The organism is Streptomyces sp. NBC_00250 (assembly GCF_036192275.1).
Classification (GTDB): domain Bacteria; phylum Actinomycetota; class Actinomycetes; order Streptomycetales; family Streptomycetaceae; genus Streptomyces.
The window spans coordinates 9,094,413-9,115,715 of sequence record NZ_CP108088.1; the positions used below are offsets into that span (position 1 = coordinate 9,094,413).

Annotated in this window: 12 protein-coding genes and 1 pseudogene; 10 read left to right on the forward strand and 3 right to left on the reverse strand. The window is 66.2% G+C overall.

Features of this window, described 5'->3' with window-relative positions; all coding sequences use genetic code 11:
- The first annotated feature begins 380 nt into the window (after window positions 1-380).
- Both OG259_RS41005 and OG259_RS41010 read left to right on the forward strand, forming a co-directional pair.
- Window positions 381-4,106, forward strand: coding sequence for a LamG domain-containing protein (locus OG259_RS41005; RefSeq protein ID WP_328946913.1), 3,726 nt, complete (start codon window positions 381-383; stop codon window positions 4,104-4,106).
- A 295-nt stretch (window positions 4,107-4,401) separates the two neighbouring features.
- On the forward strand, window positions 4,402-11,301 hold the full coding sequence (locus tag OG259_RS41010; protein ID WP_328946914.1) for a polymorphic toxin-type HINT domain-containing protein: 6,900 nt from the start codon (window positions 4,402-4,404) through the stop codon (window positions 11,299-11,301).
- 726 nt (window positions 11,302-12,027) lie between these two features.
- On the opposite strand, the gene OG259_RS41015 is transcribed toward OG259_RS41010, so the two are convergent.
- On the reverse strand, window positions 12,028-12,753 hold the full coding sequence (locus tag OG259_RS41015; RefSeq protein ID WP_328946915.1) for an HNH endonuclease: 726 nt from the start codon (window positions 12,751-12,753) through the stop codon (window positions 12,028-12,030).
- Between the two features lie 484 nt (window positions 12,754-13,237).
- Complete coding sequence (locus tag OG259_RS41020; RefSeq protein WP_328946916.1) at window positions 13,238-13,924, reverse strand: hypothetical protein; 687 nt, start codon at window positions 13,922-13,924, stop codon at window positions 13,238-13,240.
- A 167-nt stretch (window positions 13,925-14,091) separates the two neighbouring features.
- Between OG259_RS41020 and OG259_RS41025 the strand changes: the two are divergent.
- The 5 genes and pseudogenes from OG259_RS41025 to OG259_RS41045 all read left to right on the forward strand — a co-directional run.
- Window positions 14,092-14,353 (forward strand): annotated as a pseudogene (locus OG259_RS41025) (Tn3 family transposase); the annotation flags it as partial.
- A 67-nt stretch (window positions 14,354-14,420) separates the two neighbouring features.
- Window positions 14,421-15,068 (forward strand): hypothetical protein, encoded by a 648-nt coding sequence (locus tag OG259_RS41030; protein ID WP_328946917.1) that lies wholly within the window; start codon window positions 14,421-14,423, stop codon window positions 15,066-15,068.
- Window positions 15,069-15,479: 411 nt separating this feature from the next.
- On the forward strand, window positions 15,480-16,145 hold the full coding sequence (locus tag OG259_RS41035; protein ID WP_328946918.1) for a hypothetical protein: 666 nt from the start codon (window positions 15,480-15,482) through the stop codon (window positions 16,143-16,145).
- Between the two features lie 156 nt (window positions 16,146-16,301).
- Window positions 16,302-16,727 (forward strand): SDR family NAD(P)-dependent oxidoreductase, encoded by a 426-nt coding sequence (locus OG259_RS41040; RefSeq protein ID WP_328946919.1) that lies wholly within the window; start codon window positions 16,302-16,304, stop codon window positions 16,725-16,727.
- 31 nt (window positions 16,728-16,758) lie between these two features.
- Complete coding sequence (locus tag OG259_RS41045; protein ID WP_328946920.1) at window positions 16,759-18,645, forward strand: serine/threonine protein kinase; 1,887 nt, start codon at window positions 16,759-16,761, stop codon at window positions 18,643-18,645.
- Between the two features lie 622 nt (window positions 18,646-19,267).
- On the opposite strand, the gene OG259_RS41050 is transcribed toward OG259_RS41045, so the two are convergent.
- A complete protein-coding gene (locus tag OG259_RS41050; RefSeq protein ID WP_328946921.1) occupies window positions 19,268-19,462 on the reverse strand; it encodes a hypothetical protein in 195 nt (64 codons plus the stop codon).
- 195 nt (window positions 19,463-19,657) lie between these two features.
- Here OG259_RS41050 and OG259_RS41925 point away from each other — a divergent pair, with 195 nt between their 5' ends.
- From OG259_RS41925 to OG259_RS41060, 3 genes are read left to right on the forward strand one after another with little or no spacing between them, the layout of a single operon-like run.
- The gene (locus OG259_RS41925; RefSeq protein WP_443052102.1) at window positions 19,658-20,326 is read left to right on the forward strand and encodes a relaxase domain-containing protein; all 669 of its coding nucleotides are present in this window, start codon (window positions 19,658-19,660) and stop codon (window positions 20,324-20,326) included.
- Complete coding sequence (locus tag OG259_RS41930; protein WP_443052103.1) at window positions 20,314-20,955, forward strand: hypothetical protein; 642 nt, start codon at window positions 20,314-20,316, stop codon at window positions 20,953-20,955. The genes OG259_RS41925 and OG259_RS41930 overlap by 13 nt, the downstream gene beginning before the upstream one ends.
- Window positions 20,952-21,203 carry a hypothetical protein gene (locus tag OG259_RS41060; protein WP_328946922.1) on the forward strand — a complete coding sequence of 84 codons (252 nt, stop codon included), beginning with the start codon at window positions 20,952-20,954 and terminating at the stop codon, window positions 21,201-21,203. Before OG259_RS41930 ends, OG259_RS41060 begins: the two co-directional genes overlap by 4 nt.
- Window positions 21,204-21,303 lie beyond the last annotated feature (100 nt).

A 21,303-nucleotide genomic window follows, 5' to 3' on the forward strand; every position in this document is an offset into this window, starting at 1 on the left:
TGCGTCGAGTTGCCATTGCCACATGGCAAACAGTTCCTTGCAATGACTTGAACTGCTGTGGCGTTCGTCACTTCAAATTAGGGCGTGTGTCCGATTCGTGTGTGGCAGTCGGCATGAGATGTCTGATCTGCGCCCCCGCCGTGACGGCATCTGTGCAGGTCAGGGACGTTGACAGCGGGAAGGTCGCGGCATTGGATCCCTGACACAGGAAGATCACATTTGGCTTTTGATCTTCACTTCACATGCATGTGGGTCACATGTCATGCCGGACCGTGCGCGTGCGCGCCCGGTGTAGCTGCGGGTGGGGAATGAACGTGAGATCGGGGCGCGCTTGGCGTGCCCGTGGACGAGGGCGTGCGCTCGCCCTTGCGGCGGCTGCCTTGCTTCTGACGAGTGTCACGCCGACGCTGACTGCCGGTCCCGCTTTGGCGGATGAAACTCCAGCGCTTGCCCTGACGGAGTCGGAGCAGGCGTTGAAGGAGGCGGCGGATTCCGGGACCCGGGTGGAGGTGGTGGGAGAGCGGACGGAGCGGGATACCGTGTTCGCTAACCCTGACGGCGCCACCTTTACGCTGGAGTCGTCGATCGTCCCGGTCCGTGTGAACGCCGACAACGGGTGGGTGACGCCCGATGCGACGCTGGAGCGCCGCGAGGACGGCTCGATCGGCCCGAAAGCCTCGGTGGTCGACGTCGCCTTCTCAGCTGGCGGCGCGGGCCAGGATCTGGTGACGGTAGGTCAGGACGGGCAGATGGTGTCCATGGGATGGCCAGGCAGCCTGCCTGCGCCGCGTCTCGACGGCCCGCGGGCCGTCTACGAGAATGTCCTGCCGGACGTGAACCTGATTCTGACCGCGACGGTCGAGGGCTTCCAGCAGGTACTCGAGGTCGAGACTCCTGCGGCAGCCGCGCTTCCGGAGCTGAAGGAGATCGAATACGCCCTGAGCGCCGATGGCCTGAGCTTGCGTGAGGGCCGCTTCGGCAGCATGGAGGCGCTGGACGGCAACGGACAGGTTGTCTTCCGCTCGCCGACCGCCCGCATGTGGAATTCGGCTGGTGACGACATCGCCTCAGCCGCCTCGCCGACCGCCGGCTTGCAGCCGCAGAGCGTAGGCATGCTCGCCCTCGCCCCCGCTTCTGCGACGGAGGACCCCAGGGGCGAGGCGGACGAGCTCGTGGCGCCCCCGGGGGAGGGCGATCCACTCGGGGGCCCCGGAACCGGCGACGAGTCAGCGGTTATGGAGGTCCAGCTTGGACAGGACTCGCTCACCGTGACCCCGGACCCCGGCCTGATCGCGGCCACCGAGGCGGAGGACTTTCCCCTATACATCGACCCGTCTGTAGAGGTGGACCAGACCAAGCGCACGGTGCTGTCGTCCGACGGAGATGTCTTCTACGACTTCGCCAATGGCGAGAACGGCATGAGTGTCGGCAAGTGCGGCTCTGCCGTCATCAACGGAGTGTCGTACTACTGCGGCAGCGGCTACGTGAACCGCATGTACTTTGAGTTTTCACCGTCTGCGCTCAGGGGCAAGCACGTCCTGGACGCCACCTTTCGCGTGACGGAGACCTGGTCGTTCTCCTGCGACTCCCGCTGGGTGGACCTCAAGCGCACCGACTGGATCTCTTCCGCCTCCAAGTGGCCCGGCCCCACCCCCCGGGACCACATGGGCGATCGTGATGTCTCAGCCGGTCGCGGCGACCTGTGTTCTCCTGCCCAGCCCCGCAAGCCGATCGAGTTCCACGACAACCCCGAAGAAACCGATGAAAACCTCGCTCCGACGGTCCGAGCCCTGGCTGATGGCACATACAACTCCCTCACCCTCATGCTCAGGGCGAAGGACGAGACGGACACGATCTCCTGGAAGCGGTTCAACAACGACGGCACGCTCGTGGCGACCTACATGAGCAAGCCAGCCGTACCGGGCGAGTATGGAGTGCTGAGCGGAGGCACGGTCCCGGTCTGCAACAAGACCGAACAGGGCGCCACCATGATCTCGGACCCCACTCCCAGCCTGCTTGCAACGCCGCGCGCCGCTTCCGGCGCCGAGGCTCAGGCGATGCTGAGGGTCTACTACGACCTCGACTACAAGTCCGACGGCACATGGTACGACGCCCCGCCCCCGACAACCGGCTCTGTTGCGCCCACCGCAGGCCACGCCTCCTACGTATCCTCCGCGAAGGACTTCCCAACACAGACAAAGAACTGGAACTCCCCACTCAAGGAGAACACCCTCTACCGCTACACCGCCTACACGCACTCCTTCAAGGACACCTCCTACACCAGCTGGCTCAGCAGCAGCGGCACTCCCTGGTGTTACTTCAGGGTGGACACCACCGCCCCTGAGCCTCCGGTAGTGAAGTTCAATTCGGTGTACAAGGAGTGCCTCACCGGTGGCGCCTGTGAGGTGTGGGGCGGGCCGGGCAAGGCCGGGTCGTTTACCTTCACTTACGGTGAGGGTGACAGTGGCAGCACTAACACGCACTACATGTACCGTCTCTCCAGTAGCGTCGTATGGAGCGGCTGGAAGGCTGCGACGAACGGCTCGTACACCACAAACATTGCACCGCCCACGTCAGGATCCTTCGTCCTAAATGTGATGAGCCAGGACTCTTTGGGGCGTACCGGCTACACGGCGGTGAAGTTCCTGGTCCAGGAAGGAGCGGGCCCGGTTGGCCGCTGGGACTTCCATGAGCCTTCAGGTGCGGCGCTTGATACTTCGACCAGCGACCCGGCGCTGAAGAACAACCTGACCCTTACTGCTTCAGGCGCGACGCGAAACGATCACGGTCGGCGCGGGGTAGTGACGGCTGCTGACAAAACGAAATCGCAGGACAAGGCGCTGGCTCTGACGAGATCGAGCCATGGCGCTGCTTCGTCCGCCAAGCGGGTGGTCGACACTCTGGGATCATTCACGGTGACTGCCTGGGCGCGGCTGGACTCGAATTCGAGCGTTGCAACGGTCCTTTCGCAGGACGGAACCATAAATGGCTCCTTCTACTTGGGGTACTGCACCGACTTGGACGACCAGGGGAAGGCGAATACCTGGTGCATCCGGCTGGCGGACTCCGATAAGGCGGGATCTTACTTCTCGCAGCGAGTCAATGCTGACAATCCGCCGCAGTTCAACACGTGGACTCATTTGGGTGTCACGGTAGATACGACTGAGATGACGCTCAGGTTCTACGTCAATGGTGTTCTGCAGGGCACTGATGACCTCACGGTCAACAGGTGGGCTTCCAACGGTGGGTTCCAGGTGGGGCGGGCGAAGTACAGCAGTGGCTACTCGGAATACTTCTCCGGAGAAATCGATGAAGTAGCCGTTTGGCAGTGGGAGCTGACTCCAGAGAACATGAAGAAGGAGGCTGGCAGGCTGGACAGCAGCAACTGGGCCTACACCGAACTGGTGGCTCAGTACCAGCCCGATGGCGGCTCCGGTACGTCACTGACGGACAACAGCGGATACGGCAATACGCTGACCATGTCTTCGGCGAGTTCGCTAAACGGTACGAGCATCGTCTTGGATGGTGTGGATGATTCCGGATCGACCTCCCGGCCGCTGGTGGATGACACCGGTTCCTTCACCGTTTCGACGACGGTGAAGGTGGACCGAGTGAAGGTGGATTCCATGCCTGACAATACGACGCATCTGCAAGTGCTGGGTCAGCAGACTGCCAATGGCTCTTCCTGGGGGATCTGGTTCCAGAAGACCGGAAAGATCCTCGAAGCGGTCGATGATCCTGAGGACGACCTGCCGCCGGTCGATGTGATGGTTCCGGCCGGGGTGTGGCACTTCGGGCGGCTGAATGCCGACGGCACTGTCGACGTCTCGGTGCGGAGCGAAAAGGCTATTGCTCTGGGGGATGAAGTGTCCCTGGTCGGTTCCTTCGACGCCATCACCCGAAACATCCGTCTCTTCCAGGGCGGCGACAGCAAGGCGCAGGGCGATGAGCTGGCGTACCAGACCGAGCTCGGCTCCGGCTTCACGGTAGGCAAGGCATGGAATGGCGCGGCATGGGGGCGCTTCCTGCCTGGCGAGATCCGCGACATCCGCGTATGGGCAGGTGCGATGACCACCGAGGCGCAGGTCGAAACCGTCGTCGGCTAGTCCCCCTTCGGCACCCCCAAACGGCGGCATGGGGCGGAGGACGGGCCGGCCTCCGCCCCACCCAGCCTGATTGTGTCTGCGCCGGTCCGTGTGCCGGCCCGGCATACACCTTTTGTTTCCTTCCTTTCGGATCGTGAGGAGTTACTTCGTCGTGTCCAGACGTGTGCGTCTGCGGAGACGTCAAGGCGCCGTGGTTGGCGCCCTGACACTCGCCCTGTCCATACCCACCCCCCTGAATCCGCTGACACATGCCGCGGATCTCCCAGGCCGTCCTGAGCTTCCGCCGTCCGCACCAGTGAAGGTGTATGCGGTCAAGGAACCAGGTGCGAAGAAGGAACGCGCTCAGGTCAGCCAGGAGAAGGCAGCCAACCGCGCGCTGTCTACTCAAGCCGAACGGGAGCGCGGCCACAGTAGATGGCCGAAGGCCCAGACCCGCATTGCGCCACTGCACAAGGCACCTACGTCCCACAGCAGCTACCTGGTGACCGTCCGCGGAGGCCAGGGCACCGAGCACACGCAGCTGGTCGAGCAGCCCGCGTCCGGCACGGCGACGGTGAAGGTCCTCGACCAGGCCACCGCCCGGGAAGCCGGTATCACTGGTGTGCTGTTCACCGTGGCGGCCCAGAAGCCCGGTGCGGCGGAAGTCGCGATCGACTACAGCTCTTTCGGCTCGGCTATCGGCGGTGCCTGGGCCACCCGTCTGGGTGTGCTGTCGCTGCCGGCCTGCGCGTTGACCACTCCGGCGAAAGCGGAGTGCCGTGAGGCCACGGCCATCATGTCGGACAACGACACCACGGCCCAGACCGTCACCGCCCCCCTGGACCACGTCGGGAACGCCCCGAGAGTCTTCGCTCTCGCGGCGACTACCACCGGAGGCTCGGACAAGGGATCGGGCGACTACAAGGCGACCCCGCTGTCCAGCTCCTCCTCTTGGGAAGCCGGGGGTTCCTCCGGCTCGTTCACCTGGTCCTACCCTCTCACCCTGCCACCTGCGGCTGCCGGGCCCGTGCCGTCCCTCGGTCTGTCCTACGATTCCGGCAGCATCGACGGCCGCACCGCGAACACCAACAACCAGGGTTCCCTGGTCGGTGAGGGCTTCGACCTGACCTCTTCGTACATCGAGCGCAAGTACGGCTCGTGCGACGACGACGGCCAGGACGGCAAGAACGACCAGTGCTGGAAGTACGACAACGCCTCGCTCGTCCTCAACGGCAAGGCCACCGAACTCGTCAAGGATGACACCACCGGTCAGTGGCGCCTGAAGAACGACGACGCCTCCCAGGTCATCCACGCCACCGGCGCCGACAACGATGACGACGGCGACTCCAGCACGAACGGTGATGGCGCTGGCGAGTACTGGAAGGTCATCACTGGTGGCGGCACCACCTACACGTTCGGCCTGAACAAGCTCGAAGGTGCCGGCAGCGAGCGCACCAACTCGGTCTGGACCGTCCCCGTCTTCGGCGACGACTCCGGCGAACCCGGATACTCCGCCAGCACTACGTTCTCCGGCCGGGCCAAGAAGCAGGCGTGGCGCTGGAACCTGGACCTCGTCGAGGACATCCACTCCAACGCCTCCACCTACTGGTACAAGGCCGACACCAACTACTACGCCAAGAACGGCGACAAGACCGACCTCGCTCCCTACACCCGTAGCGGCGCCCTCGAAGAGATCCGCTACGGCCAGCGCTCCGACACCCTGTTCACCGGCACCCCCTCCGGCAAGGTGACCTTCGGCTACGGCGAACGCTGCAAGGACCTCGGCGGCGGCTGCGACTCCCTGACAGAGGACACGGCAAAGAACTGGCCCGACGTCCCCTTCGACTCGATCTGCACCGCGAGCGAGACCGAATGCAAGGCCACCGGCCCGGCATTCTTCACCCGCAAGCTGCTCAAGACCGTCGACACGTACATCTGGTCCACTGCCGCTGAGCCTGACGCCTTCAAGCCCGTCGACTCCTACACGCTGACCCACGACGTCTTCGACGGGCAGGACATCGGCAACAGCTCCGACCAGGTCTGGACTCTGACCGGCCTGAAGCGCACGGGCAAGAACGGCACTGCGATCAGCCTGCCGACCATCGGCTTCACCTACCACCAGCGCCCCAACCGCGTCGACGGCGGCGCAGATGATGCCGTTCCGCTGACCCGACCGCGTGTCTCGACGATCACGTCCGAGACCGGCGCAATCACCACCGTCGCCTACTCCTCACCGGAGTGCGTCCGCGGCTCGAAGATGCCTGCTGCCGAGGACAACAACAACCTCTCCTGCTACCCGGTGTACTGGCCCGTCAAAGGCGGTGATCCCGAGCTGGACTGGTTCCACAAGTACCGGGTCATCGCCGTCAACACCGCAGACCCGGCCGGACTCAACCCCGCGGTGCAGAACGCCTACACCTACGAGGACCCCGCCTGGCACTACAACGACGACCCCTTCACCAAGGAGAAGCACCGCACCTGGTCATCGTGGCGCGGCTACCAGAAGGTGACCTCGTACACCGGAGCCGTCGGAGCCACCCGCTCCAAGACCGTCAGCGTCTACATGCAGGGCATGGACGGCGACCGCCTCAAGACCAAGGACGCCAGCGGCAACCCGCTGACCCGCACCGCCACCGTCACCGGAATCGACATCGACAACGTCTCCGGCAGCACCGGCGACGAGGTGCTCATCGAGGACCTCGTCGACCGTGAACAGTACGCGGGCCAGCTCCGCCAGAAGATCACCTACGACAGCGCACTCGCCGTCAGCAACACGGTCAACAACCTCTGGTACAAGCAGACCGCCAGCCAGCAGAAGTCCTACGCCAGCATCACAGCGGGCTACGTCCGCACAGCTCGGACATACGCCAACACCTACCTGACCGCCACCAAGAAGTGGCGCACAACCGTCAACACCCACACCTACGACGCCTACGGCATGGTCACGAACACTGAACACCACGGTGACTGGGCGATCGCAGGCGACGAGAACTGCACCCGCACCTGGTACGCACGCAACGACGCCAAGGGTCTGACCAACCTGGTCTCCCGCACCCGCTTGGTCGGCAAGGCGTGCAAGGTCACCGACGACCAGCTGAAGATGCCCACGGGCGTCACCCACAAGTTCACCACCACCGAGGCACCCGACCAGCGCGGCGACGTCCTGTCCGACACCGCCACCGTCTACGACGACACCACCGCCACCAGCTGGACTGCCGACCAGACCCCGACCCTGGGCCTGGCGAACTGGACAGGCCGCGCCAAGGGTTACCCGGCCGCCGTCGCCGGCAGCACCGCCGACCGCAACCCCACCTGGCAGACCCTGGCAAAGGTCACCTACGACATCGCGACCGCCAAACTCGGCCGACCCCTGACAGTGGCCGACGCCAACGGCAAGACCACCACCACGACTTACTACCCGGCCAACAGCGGACCGGTGACCACCGTCGGCGTCACCAAGCCGACCCTCGCCAACAACCAGGCACACAAGACCTACACCTACTACGACCCTGCCCGAGGCTCGGTCACCCAGACGCTGGACGCCAACCTCAAGCGCACCGAGACCACCTACGACGCGCTCGGCCGCGTCACCTCCACCTGGGCCCCCGACCGCTCCAGGTCCGCGGGTGACATCGCCACCGCGACCTTCGGCTATGGCATCAACCAGACCAACGTGCCCTCTTGGACCTCGGTCGCCACCCTCAAGGCCGACGGCCAGAGCTACGACACCAGCTACAGCCTGTTCGACTCCCTCCTGCGCCCGCTCCAGACACAGACAGCGGCCCCCAACGGTGGCCGTATCCTCACCGACACCCGCTACGACGAGCGCGGCCTGGCCTACGAGACCTACGCCGACGTCTTCGACTCCACCAAGGCCCCCAGCAGCAGCTGGGAACGTGCCGAGTACGGTGGCGCACCCCGGCAGTACAACTTCGTGTTCGACGGCCTGGGCCGGCAGGTGAAGTCTGAGCTTCTCGTCAAGGGCAAGCCGAAGTTCAACCCGGTTGTCACCACCTACACCGGTGACTCGGTGGCTACCACCGCCCAGCTGGGTGGCACCGCCACCCGCACCATCACCGACGTCCTGGGCCGCACCACCGAAACCCGCACCTACGCGGGCCCCCAGCCCAACGACACCGCCTACGGCGCGAGCACCGGAACTGCCTACACGTCCGTCAAGTACTCCTACTACGACGACGGCAAGCAGAAGCAGGTCACTGGCCCCGACAACGCCCAGTGGACCTATACCTACGACCTTCACGGTCGTCAGGACGCCGCCGGTGACCCTGACAAGGGCACTGCGGTCACGACCTACAACGATCTCGACCAGATAGCCACGACCAAGGACGCGGCCAACCGCGTCCTTGCCTACGGATACGACGAGCTCGGCCGCAAGACCGGCATGTGGCAGACCAGCAAGAGCGACGTCAACCTCCTCGCGGAGTGGACCTACGACTCTCTCCTCAAGGGCCTGCCCGACGCCGCCATCCGCTACACCGGCGGCAAGAACCAGACCGGCAGCAAGGCGTACACCAAGACGGTCACCGAGTACGACTCTCTGAGCCGGCCGACGACCACGACCCTGTCCCTCCCGTCGGGCGACCCCCTGGTCACCTCCGGCGCCGTCACCGCCACCAGCACCGCAAAGGTCCACTACCGCCTCGACGGCACGGTCGGAAGCACCACTGAACCCGCAGGCGGCGGCCTCCCCAGCGAGATCATCAGCACCGATTACAACAGCTACGGTCTGCCCGTCGGCGTCACCGGCAACTCCGGCTACCTCCTGGGTGTCTCCTACACCGACCTCGGTCAGGTCCAGCAGCTCACCCTCGGCACCTCCGCCGCCAACGGCATCAAGAAGATCTTCCTCACCAGTCTCTACGAGGAAGGCACCGGTCGGCTCACCAGCGCCGACGTCGTCGACCAGACTCGAGGACGCGTCCGCGACGCCGCCTATACCTACGACCCCGTCGGTAACGTCACCTCGATCTTCGACCACCAGAGCACCGGCAACGGCGCCGACTTCCAGTGCTTTACCTACGACGGCCAGCGCCGCATGACCGAAGCCTGGACACCCAAGACAGCCGACTGCACCGCCACCGGCCGCACCGTCGCCAACCTCGGCGGAGCCGCCCCCTACTGGACCACCTACACCTACAACGCAGCTGGCCAGCGGGCCACGGAGAAGCAGAACACCGCAACCCCCACCACCCGCACCTACTGCTACGACACCACCCGCACCCACGCCCTGAAGGCCACTACCACCGACGGCAACTGCAGCGACGAAACCACCCGCTACACCTACGACGCTGCCGGCAACACCACAAGCCGCGTCGAAAAGGCAGGCAGCACCACCACGCAGTCCCTGGCCTGGACCGCCGAAGGCAAGCTCACCAAGCTCACCGAAGGATCGGCCACCACCGACTACCTCTACGACGCCGACGGCGAACTCCTCATCCGACGCGCCAACGGCACCACCGGTGAGACAGTCCTTTACCTCGGCGCTACCGAAGTCCACCTCAAGGGCACCAAGAAGTGGGCCAACCGCTACTACGCCGCAGCTGGCACCACCATCGCCCTACGCACCAACGAAACCGGCACCGAAAAACTCCACTACCTCGCCAACGACCACCACGGCACCGGCAGCGTCACCATCTCCGGAGACGACACCCAAGCCCTCACCAAGCGCTACACCACACCTTTCGGCGCTCCCAGAGGAACCAGCGTCGTCTGGCCCGACGACAAATCCTTCCTCGGCAAGCCCACCGACACCACAACAGGCCTCACCCACATCGGGGCCCGAGAATACGACCCCACTCTCGGCCAGTTCATCAGCGTCGACCCCCTTCTCGTGTTCGACGCCCCCGGATCGATGAACGGCTACAGCTACGCCGGCAACAACCCCGCGACCACGTCGGACCCCACGGGAACGTGCGCCGAACTCGACTGCCCGACTCGGCCCGGGGTCGGATACGAGAACACCACACCCGGAAAGAAGCCCGGCCCCCCGAAAAAGGATGGCACCAGCACTGCAAGCAGTGCTAATCCCGGAACTCCAGCCGCTGGAACACCTCGCTCTAGCGGAGGCAGTGGTGCCACAGGTGCAGACGCTGGCAACGGTACTGACGCGCAAACGTATGACACATCCTGGTCCACGCCCCTCGACCAGGCCGTTTACGGAACGCTCAGTAACCTCGCACATGCGACGTCTCTCTTCGGAGCTGTAGGCGGCGATGACGACTGTTGGGGTTCCGGCGGACCCGGCATGCCAGGCTGCGACTACGGCGGAAATTACGACCAGTGGATGCTCGAGCAAGGCGTAGACACCTCCTCCGACTGGTACCAAGTTCCTGGGTTCATAGGCGAAATGATTGGCCACGGCAGAGCTGGCGGCGGACGCATCAATTTCCGCAGAGGCCTCCCAGTGAGCGGTCAATGCTTCCTCGCTGGAACGCTTGTCCTCATGGCCGACGGCAGCACAAAGGAAATTCAGGAAGTTGAGGTCGGAGATGAAGTCCTAGCAACCGACCCCGAAACGGGTGAATCCGGCGCCAGGCCAGTCACTCAACTAATCCGCACCGAGGCGACAAAGCACCTCAACACGCTCTCCGTCGCCACCCCAGATGGAACGGAGACCCTCACAGCAACGGCTGAACACCCCTTCTGGTCAGCTTCGCAGCACTCTTGGATTGCCGCCAAGGACCTAAAGCCGGGCATGACCCTGATCACCGACAAGGGTGAGACCATTGCCGTCACGGGGAACGCTCCCTCCATTAAGCACGTAAAGACGTACAACTTCACCGTTGACGATCTGCACACGTACTATGTACTTGCAGGTAATACTCCGGTTCTGGTTCACAACACTTGCCTGAACTGGACAGCAGTCGTTGCGCGGAATGGTGAGACCCGAGTGGAGCATCTCACCAAGCATGAAGTTCCTCGCCCGGGCAAGGAGCAGCATGGCGTATTTTGGGATGAGAATACCAAAACGGGCGACTCGTACGCGCTTACGAATGAAGCGTGGGGCCTGGTTCAGTCGCAACATATACGGTCGACGCCTGGTAATAATGGTGCGTCCGTATATAGAGTACCCATGGGGCGAGTGGTGGGATATGAGGGTGGAAAGGCAGCCCAAGGTGTCGGAGAATCGATGAAATTCATCGAAATAATCACGAGGAATGGTAATGAGCTCATCACGGCATACCCCGCAGGGTGACAGTGAGTTCGTGTCGCGGCTTAGCTGTCAGCTATGCCGTAACGGACTTCTGCATTTCATGCTCAAGATGGATACGGATGACGTCTACTTCGAATGCGAAGAGTGTATGATGGGCTACATGTCCGTCTCGGGCGAGGTCGTGAGTGATTCATTCTGGGCTGATCAGGCTGAGTGGGAATGCCGATCGGCAACCCGAGCGGAAATCGCAGCTGCTGGGCTTGAATGGGCTGTTCGCCTTTAATGGGCATTAGCGGTCGCAGGTCATGCGGGTGACGCTTCTCGTGGAAGCTGTCACCCGCATGCCGTTCCAGGCCTCCGTGCTCGACCTGACAGTCAGGCCCGTCGACCAGCGAAGAAGTACGTGAGCCCTGAGCGGGAGTTCGTCCCCGCAGCCGCCCATGCCAAGCGGCCGGCCGCGGATGGGGAGACCCGCACAGCGCTGGCGACACTGCGCCCCTGTAGCGGCCCACACCTCGCGGTGCGCCTCCGGCGTCACCGGTCACGCCGCTGAGAAGTCCCCAACCGGAAGGCCCTGGCCCGCGTCGAGCACGCTTCGCCCGGATGGAGCATTCCAAGAGCTCCTCCGTGACTGCCACCACCGCGGCAACGGCCTCCACCACACGGTGCAGGCGGTCGCCCACAGGCACAGCCCCGCCCTCGCCCCATGACCAGACTGGCCACCATCCCCGGCCTTGACCTGCCTGGACACGACCTCCTGCAAATGCTTTAGTGCTCGGCCTTGGGGAATCCCTGTTCGTGCGCCTTGGTGATGGTGTCGTGGAAGACGCTCAGGGCGACGGTAGCGCTCCAGAAGCTCGACTGCCCGCGGTCGTAGCCCAGGTGGAAGAAGCGGTTCAGGAACCACATCTGCCTGTCGTAGTCACACACTTCCGCGGTGACCTCTTCCAGGTGCTCCAGCCACCCAAGGGCTTCCTCGTGGCGTTCGAGATACAGGTCCCGCAGGCTGAGACCGCGGGCCCCGGCTCCGCTCCGGATCGTCCCGTCACCCCGCCACTCACCCGCCATGGATGTCATGAGGTGCCAGACCACGGGGTCGCGCTTCCGCTTCTTGTTGTTGCAGCGCTGGCAGGCCGGCACGAGGTTGTTCAGGTCGTCCAACCCGCCATCCGCGAACGGTATGAGGTGGTCCATACTCTCCGCCTCGCGCGAACAGTAGACGCACGTGCCACCATGCGCGCTCAGAACGCACATGGACTCCCAGATCATGAATGAGCGGCGGCGTCTTTTCTTGGGCTGCTCCGGCAGGAAGCTGCGTCGCGGCACTTTCAGTCCTTCCAAGTCCCGTCCGACCACTCTCGGACGAGGGGCGAGGAGCGCCCCTGCACGATCATGCAGGGGCGCTCCTTCGGTATTGCGTTGGGGCTCACTCGCCGCACCGTGAGCCCCGCTACTACGGCAGCTCCGGCCCGGAGAACGACTGGGAGACCACATACGGGAAGCCGCCGCACCGCGGTGCCGTTGCCTGAGGACGTCGTCAGCCTCGTCTCCCGGCTCCGTGAGCGGCTGGAGGAGGTCGAGGATGACGATCCCCTGAACGCGCTGCGGATCGTGGGCGAGCCGAGGGATCCCTCACCAACAGTGGCCCGACCCCGAGCAGACGCCCAGACTGGAGGAGATCCACGCCAACCTGGTCGACCGCCTCTAGGAGGCCAAGGAACAGGGCTGGCTCGGTGAAGTCGCCGCGATCGAAGCCAGCCTCGCCGCCGCCGAACAGAAGCTCGCCGCCATGCGCGACCTCGCGGCCCGGCACACCACCGTCCACCTGGGCATGCCCGACTTCCGCACCACCGCCAGCAGGCTCACTCCCGACCCGGCCGGGGAGAACGCATGACCGATTCCCAGGACGGGCGACGAGGCTGCGACTGCTAAAGGGGTGCGGCCCTGGCCACGAGGCCAGAGGGTCCGCCGGACTCAGCTACCCCGACTCCGCTTCCAGGCCCCGGGCGATCAGCCGACGCAGCGTTCTCCTGCGGGTGTCAAAGAAGTCCCTCTTGGCGTCATCAACACGGGCGAGGAGATCCTCCGAGAGCCGCAGCTCGACTCGGGGTTGCTTCCACGGCCGGCCGGGGCCTCCGCGCTGGTTTCCATGCTTCCGGCCCATATACCAGCGACGTACAGGCCCCGGGAGGGGGCTGTGCCACCAGCGGTGAAGCAGGTCCAACCTGGCCAGCGTGATGAAGTCGTCCAGCGCAGACAGGAACAGGACATCGTCGTCGCGTGAGAGATCTGTGCCGAACTCTCGCTCCAGATCCGGACGTTCGGCTCCCTCCATCTCGATGTCGTCGACCCACCGCGCCCACATCCCCATTGCACCAGGATCGGCAACCATTGCAACCCGCTGGAACAGAGCCTCGGCGGCCTCGCGGACAGTCCTGTCGGCGCGCAGCTTGATGGCCTGCAATGTGGCCCACACCTCGGCCATCGCCTCGCGATCGTGCGTGGCCACAGCTTGACTGCATGCCTGAACGAACCGGTCGTAGACGCCGGCGCGGTCCTCGCGGCGGCCATGCCTGACGACCGTGATCGGACTCGACGCCGCACGGGTCGCACTGACGAGCTGCGTGAGGGCCCGACCTGATAGCCCACTCACCGGATCGGTCATGACCGGGACTATAGCGGGGACCCGGGCCCTTTATTAGTGCCACAGGTTGGGGCGCCCGCGACACGCCCATGGGCGTGTCGCGGGCGCCCCAACTCTTTCAGAGCTACTTTCCGTGATGACGACGGTGCCGAAACGGATCCACCGTCATACTGCGCTAGTTCGGATAAGACCAGCTCGCCGTCCTCGGACTCGTCCTCAACGCCGTCGTGCTGTGGAACACCCGTTACCGGGACGCTGCCGTTGCCCAGCTGCGGGCCGAGGGCCACGACATCAAGGACGAGGACATGGCCCGCTTCCCCGCTGAAGAACTCGCGCATCAACTTCCTGGGCCGTGACCTGTTCAGAATTGCCGCCAGCGGGCTCGCCCAGGGCCTGCGGCCCCTGCGCGACCCGGATGAGGCCGACCCCGCGGACGAGGACGAGGGCTGATCCGCAGTGTCCCGCGCAGGGCGCCCTCTCCCCCCGGCCTGTCACAGGCGGCCAGTAGCCTCTCGCCATGCAGACAGCGCTGATGATCTACGACGGCTCCGCACCGGCCGATTCCGACGTCCCGCGTACCGGGGGCGTGCCGCTTGCTCCTGCCGGATTCGCCTGGCCCCTGTGCGGCTGCGGGGGACTGCTTCAGTTCTTCGCTCATCTCCCCGTCGAGGGCGGTGTCCTGTCGGTGTTCCTGTGCCAGAACGACCCTGGGGCGTGTGAGTTCTGGGACGCGAGCTCCGGCGCGAACAGGGTCTATCTGTTTCCCCGGGAGGAACTGCGGCCGGTAGCCGTACCCGAGGCGGGGCTGACGCTGCTGCCCGCCACCTCGGCCATCCGCATCCACGTCGTGACGATCGACCCCGAAGATGCCTGCGACGAGGAAGGGATCGAGCCTGATGCCTACGACCTTGCCCGCTCGGGATGGAAGCGGGAACCCGAGGAACGATTCGGGAAGCAGCGCGAAGTGCTTGGGTCACTGGGAGGTAGCCCCTCCTACCTTGAGGACGACCGCCTGCCCGTGTGCCCCTCCTGTACCGGCACCATGGAGTTCGCGGCACATCTGGAGGAGGGGATATCCCGGGAGACCGCGATGAACCTCGGCGGTCAGCTGGGATACGTCTTCGTCTGCCGCCCTTGTCGCGAGGGAGCCTTCCTCACGGACTGAGGGCCACCTGCGAGGGGTACTGACGGTGACGCTGTCGCCGGTTCGAGATGCCGCAGAGCGCCTCTGGGGCGGAGGCTGCCGCCCGTGCGCGGCGTTGCGCCAGAGGGGCGGGGTGTCTTTGTCCGCGAGAACGGGCTCTGGCGCAACTTCTATGAACTCGTACCGGCCTCGACCGTGGCCTGCCTCGGAGTGAGCCGTTGACCTGCCGGTTCTTCAGGGCAGCCGGCCTCCGTCGCCAAGCGGCGGGTCGCCTCCACGGAAGTTGAGCCAGAACCCGAGAAGTAACAGCGGCCCGCGCCTGCCTCAGGGCTGAACGGCGCGGACGTGTCCGGCTGAGAGAAGGAGTTCGTACAGTAGGCAGCAGTCGGAGCAGAGCGTCGCGACCAGGGTTCCGCCGCACTCATCGAAGCCGTGTGCGACGACCTGATTGCGGCAGCCACCCAGACCGGCCGCACCAGCCCCTTGTCGGCATGTAACCCCGCGCTCTACGCCGGCGGCCGTGTCGACATCTGGTACCTGCGGCACGACCTCACGGTCACCGACACTCACACCGGCGACCGGATTCCCGTCGGGGCCCTCACCCGCTACACCGCAATAGTCAACGGCACCGTACTGCCCCTGGACATACCCGCTGCCCTCAACGCCGCCCGAGCGGCGCTGCACCCCGACAGCCGGTGGCCCTCAGCGATCACCCAGGGCGACCCGACCGAACCCAACATCGCCACCAGCGCCGCCGGCGCGTGCTGGCTCGACTTCGAGTACGCCGGCCGCAACACTCTGGCCGGCGAGGCCGCCAACCTCCCGTGGTATCTCCTCGCGTTCGGAGGCTGGCTCGTGCCCACCTACCAGCCCGACGTCGACGCCCGCACCCTGCACCTGCCCCCGGCCGCCACCCCCACCGCCGAGCACGCCGAACAATCCACCCACCACCGCAGACTCGACCTGCACGCACCTGGCCGACCGGCCCAGGCCGCCACACCGCCCTCACCCGACTCCTCGCCCGCCTCGCCACCGACCTCGGCGACGCCGCCGGACTGCCTCCCGGCCACCAGCTCGGATCACTGCGTCCATGTCTGACCCTGCGAATCCTTGGCGTGATCCCGCCCCACCCGCTCACCACCCATGACCTGCTCCTCGTTCTGGCCAACTCGCCGAATCTCAATACCTCCAGGACGGAGGCTTGTTCACCCACGCCGACCCCCTGCTCGCTCTCACCACATCCCCAGAGCGCCCGTGCCCCCCCCCCAGATCGAGCTCCCTCTCGCGGCCAGGCCACTTCAAGGACGCGTCGCGCTCGTCACCGGCGCGGCGACCGGGATCGGTGCCGCCACCGCCAAAGCACTCGCCGCAGCCGGTGCCACCGTTGCCGCCAGTCACTTCGCCCATATCGGCGAGGCCCGCACCGTCCTGGAAGAAGTCCGCCGCCTGGGCACGGACGGCATCGAGGTCAGCGCCGACCTCACCGACCCGGAAGCGGCCATGATGACCAGTCAGGTCACCAACGAGATCGGTCCGGTGTACACCCTCGTCAACAACGCCGGCGCCTACCCGCGCATGACCTGGGAACAGACCGACAAGGACGCCTGGGTCCGTGTGCGTCGCCCTGCGTCGTCGGGTTTGACCGATGGCTGCCGGCCGGCTGTCCGGTCGATCAGCTGACTTCCGATCAAGGGTGTCCTAGTGTCATGTCGTGGACACGCTGTCGCCTGAGGACCCCTCACGCATTGGGCCGTACTGGTTAATCGGCCGTCTCGGAGCCGGTGGCATGGGGCGGGTGTACTTGGCCCGTTCCGAGGGCGGACGAACCGTGGCCATCAAAGTGGTGCACGACGGCTTCGCGCACAGTCCCGAGTTTCGGCGTCGATTCACCCAGGAGGTCGAGTCTGCGCGCAAGGTCGGCGGGACTTGGACCGCCCCTGTCCTCGACGCTGACACCGCGGGCCCGACGCCGTGGGTCGCTACCGGCTACGTCCTGGGGCTCGACCTGCACGCCGTGGTGTCGCGCGAGTACGGGCCACTGCCCGTGGCATCTGTCCTCGCTCTCGCCAACGGGCTTGCCCGGGCCCTCCGCGACATCCACGGGGCTGGCCTGGTCCACCGCGATTTGAAGCCGTCCAACATTCTGCTCACTGCCGATGGGCCACGTGTCATCGACTTCGGCATCGCGCGCGCCCTTGAGACACCCGTCGACGGCTTCCTTACCCGGACCGGTGCCGTGATCGGCTCGCCGGGCTTCATGTCGCCAGAGCAGGTCCGGGGCGAGCGGCGCCTCACCCCAGCCTCGGACGTCTTCTGCCTGGGCGCGGTTCTCCACTACGCCTCCACCGGCCGGACTCCGTTCGGCACCCTGGACAGCGGGGCCCATGCGCTGATGTTCCGCATCGCCGAGGAGGAGGCAGACCTCACCGGTCTTCCCTCCCCGTTGATCGAACTGGTCCGGGACTGTCTGCACAAGGACCCTCAGCACAGGCCCACGACGGACGAGATCGCCGCTCAATCCGAGCTGTATTCCCCCGATGCCCGACCTCCCTGGCTTCCTGCCGAACTGCTCACCCGACTCGGTTCCCAGGCGGACCGTCTCCTGAACCAGGACGTCCCAGGAGTGGTGACCACGTCGGTGACGGCGCCGCAAGGGAAGGCCGTGCCCGAGGCGGACGAAGACGTGGAACCAGACAGGGAGCCAGAGGCTGGACCGGGACCGGAGCCAAGGGACGGGAGGACGCCCGAGGAGGCGGCCCGACGTCCCCCCATACCGAAGCGATGGCAGAGAAGGCTCGCGCTTATCACAGGACTGCTCGTCCTCGCCGGCGCAGGCGCGATACTCACTCCGCTGCTGGACAAGGAAGGCAAGGCAGGGACTGGCGACAAGAATCCGGGACAGACAGCCTCGGTCACGCCCTCCGCCCTCAACAGCTCCGGCTTCGTGGGTTCCTGGTCGGGCGAAGTCACCGACGATGCCAAGAAGGACGGGATCCGGTTCGTCAGCTTCACGATTCACAAGGGTGACCCGTCGACCGGTCACAGCGCGGACTTCATCCTGCAGTACCCCGAGCGGGTCTGCCTGGGACTCGTCCGCGACATGGGCGTCAAGGACCGTCGCGCGGTCGTGATGCACAGGAATCTTGACTCGACCGACGGGGACCAGGGCCCGTCCTGCTCCCCGGACACCCAGACACTCACGCTCAGGGACGACGTACTGGAGTGGCGCGCCGGAAACTCCACTGCCCTCCTGCGCAGGGACGCCTCAGCAGATCTGGACGGAGGGGCCCAGCGAGCGTACGTGGGTTCGTGGTCGACTTCGGACACCACCCCGTCGCTGCGTCTTGAGATCGTCAATCTCAAGACGGGAGCGGAGATTGTGTTCTCCGCGGGCAAAATGCCCAGAGACTGCTACGTGTCGGCCATCGTCACCGTGGTTACCCGGGACCGGCTCTTCGGCGCGGTCTCGGTGCCTACCCAACCGGACATGGGTATCTGTCACGGCCACAGCACCTTCGACATCCGTCCCGCGGGGAAGGACCGTCTGCGGATCCTTACCCAGCGGGGCGTGCCCTACATCTTCACCCGCACCGGGTAGTAGGCAGTGTCCTGGCGATCACGCGGGAGCCAGATGACGAGAGTGCGGCTGTCACTTGCTGCTTCCGCGCGATGGCCGCCGCGTGTGCGACCGGCCATTTCACGCCGGGCCAGGCAAGGGCGTCTACTGTATGTACGGCGGTGAACACGACGCCCTCGGAGAACCGGAGGCTGGCAGCGCGCGTGCCTGTTCCGGGAACCTGGCGCTCGGCTGCGAGCGCGGCCACAGGGGACAATGCGGCTCGCGGCCTGCCGGAGGCGCGCTGGACGCGCTTGACACGGAGGCCGGCGCGGAAGCGGCCTGTGCGCAGGTCGTCGACGAAGGCCGACACGGTCGGCGGAAGCGGCGGCGCTGCTCCGGGGTGAGGCGGTCCAGGTCGGTGGTGAAGCGGGGCAGGGCCTAGTACGTGGGCACGTGAACTCCTCCGGGAAGCACGAAACCCCCGGCCGGGGGCTTCGATTGGCTGTTCGTGTTGAAGGGCGTCGGTGACGTGGTGTGCTCAGCGGTGGGTGGTTGGGGCAGGCGCGCGCTGCGGTGCGCTCGATGACGGTGATTCGGCTGGAATGGAACTACGGGGCGGGCGGGGCTCGTGGGGGTGGGGCGCAGCATTCGCACGGCATCGTCAGGTGTCGCCGTAGTGCTCCCGCATCACCTCCACCCACTGTTCGGGCCGGGTCGCCTGGCAGCCGGAGCATCGGCGCCTGGTGACGCGCTCGGCGACGGGTAAGTCGGACTGCGCAGAGCGCACCTGGAGCAGGTCCAAGAGCAGCGGTGCGTGGCAGAGGGGGCAGGGCTCGCCGTACCTGGTGTTGTTCATGCGGGGGAGAGTGCACACACGCGTGGCCTACCGTCTCGGGCTGCCGGGACGGCCCGCCTGACGGGCGCTCCGAGAAAAACCTAATGATGGCTTTCCGCCCGACGGGAAGGACCCCGGATCGCGCTTCTCCGCAAGTCATTGGGCGGTTTCCATGACCCGGTGATCAGCAAAGAGGACTTTCGTCCGGGAGGCGGGGTGCGTTACCTGTTCCGCGGCGTGATGGTCGGCGACGGCCGGCGCCCTGCGGGCAAGTCGCTGCGCGCCGCTCAGGAGGAGGCCGGCGTCCCGCCCGGTGTGTGGAAGGGCCAGGGTCTGGCCGCGGTCGGCCTCACGGCTGGGGACGTGGTGACCGAGCGGCAGGCCGAACTCCTCCTCGGCGAGGGCCGGCACCCGGACGCCGACGGGATCGAGCGGGCCCTCATGGAGGAGGTCTCGGCCCGGCTCGGGTGGGCGTGGGAGCCGCGGGACGTGACGCCCGGCCGCCGCCCGGTCATGGAGATCGCAGGGATCGACCGACGGCTCATCGGCTGGCAGTCCACCCGCCGCCAGCAGATCGAGGACGCACTCCCCGTCCTCACGGCCAAGTACGAGGACCGTCAGGGGCACCCACCGGGGGAGCGGGCCGCCTACGCGCTTGCCTGCCAGGCCACCGACCAGACCCGCCGGCCCAAGCACAAGGAACTACGGTCGCTGCCCGAGCTGCGCGCCGCCTGGCGGGACTCGGCGGCCCGAGCGTACGGAGCCGACGTCGTGGCACGGCTGGCGGAGCGCGCCCGAGCAGCGGCCGCAGCGATATGGGTGCGGGTGCGCCCGATTGTCGACATCACCTGGCCGCCGCCGGGACCATCGCCGTGGTCTACGTGATGCGCGGCGCCTTCAACCGCCATCACCTCCTCGCCGAGGCCCGCCGTCACCTCTCCTACGCCCTGCGCGGCCGCCCCCACCAGCATGGCCTGGACGAGCAGATCGTCCAGACGGCCATCGACGCGTACACCCGCTCGGTCGGCCGGGGCTGGATGATGACCGCCGACCTGCGCGCCCTCTACCCGCGCGACACCGAGGACCAGGCCGTGCTGCGCCCCCTGACCCGCAACCGGTCCGCCACCCCGTACCAGCGAACCCGCCTCGCCGCCGGCGCCCTCACCGCCCGGGTCCACGCCGTACGCCGCGCGGACCGCCTGCACTCCCCGACCCGGCCGCGCACCGTCGCCGTGCTGACCACCCCGAGACCCAACCTGCGCCCGGGGCGGGCGGAGCGGAGGGCCGGTCGGGACCGCGAGCCGACGACGGACGTCGCCGCGGTGGAGCAGACCCGCCGGACGCTGGAGGCCGCCGCCGAGATGGCTGCCCGACTCCAGGCCGGGATCCGGGAACGAGCCGCCGCCTGCCGCCCCTTGCTCCAGCCCGCCCCGGCGACGGCCCCACCGCCGCACGCCCAGCATCCCGTCCAGCCCCCGCCGGGCCGGGCCACACCCACCGGAGGAATCTCATGACCACCACACCATCGCCGGACCCGAGGATCGAAGCCGTCGCTGCCCGGCTGAAGGAGGCCGTCCAGGAGCGCGCCGAGGCGCTCGGGCCGCCGCCGGTCTGGCAACCGATCTGGAAGCGGCCCCGCAAGCCGAAGACCATCAAGGTGAAGAAGGAGGAGCTGGCCAAGCAGAGCAAGCGCCTCAAGGCCGTTGGGATGCGCCGCTTCTACGGTTCCCAGGCGTGCCGACCCCGGCCCCGACAGAACTGAATAGGCGGCGCCGCGGCCCGCCGCGATGCCCGCGCCCTGTCCCGGATGCGGCACTCGGACGCCTGGTTGTGGTGACGATCACCGGGCATCGTCTACTCAG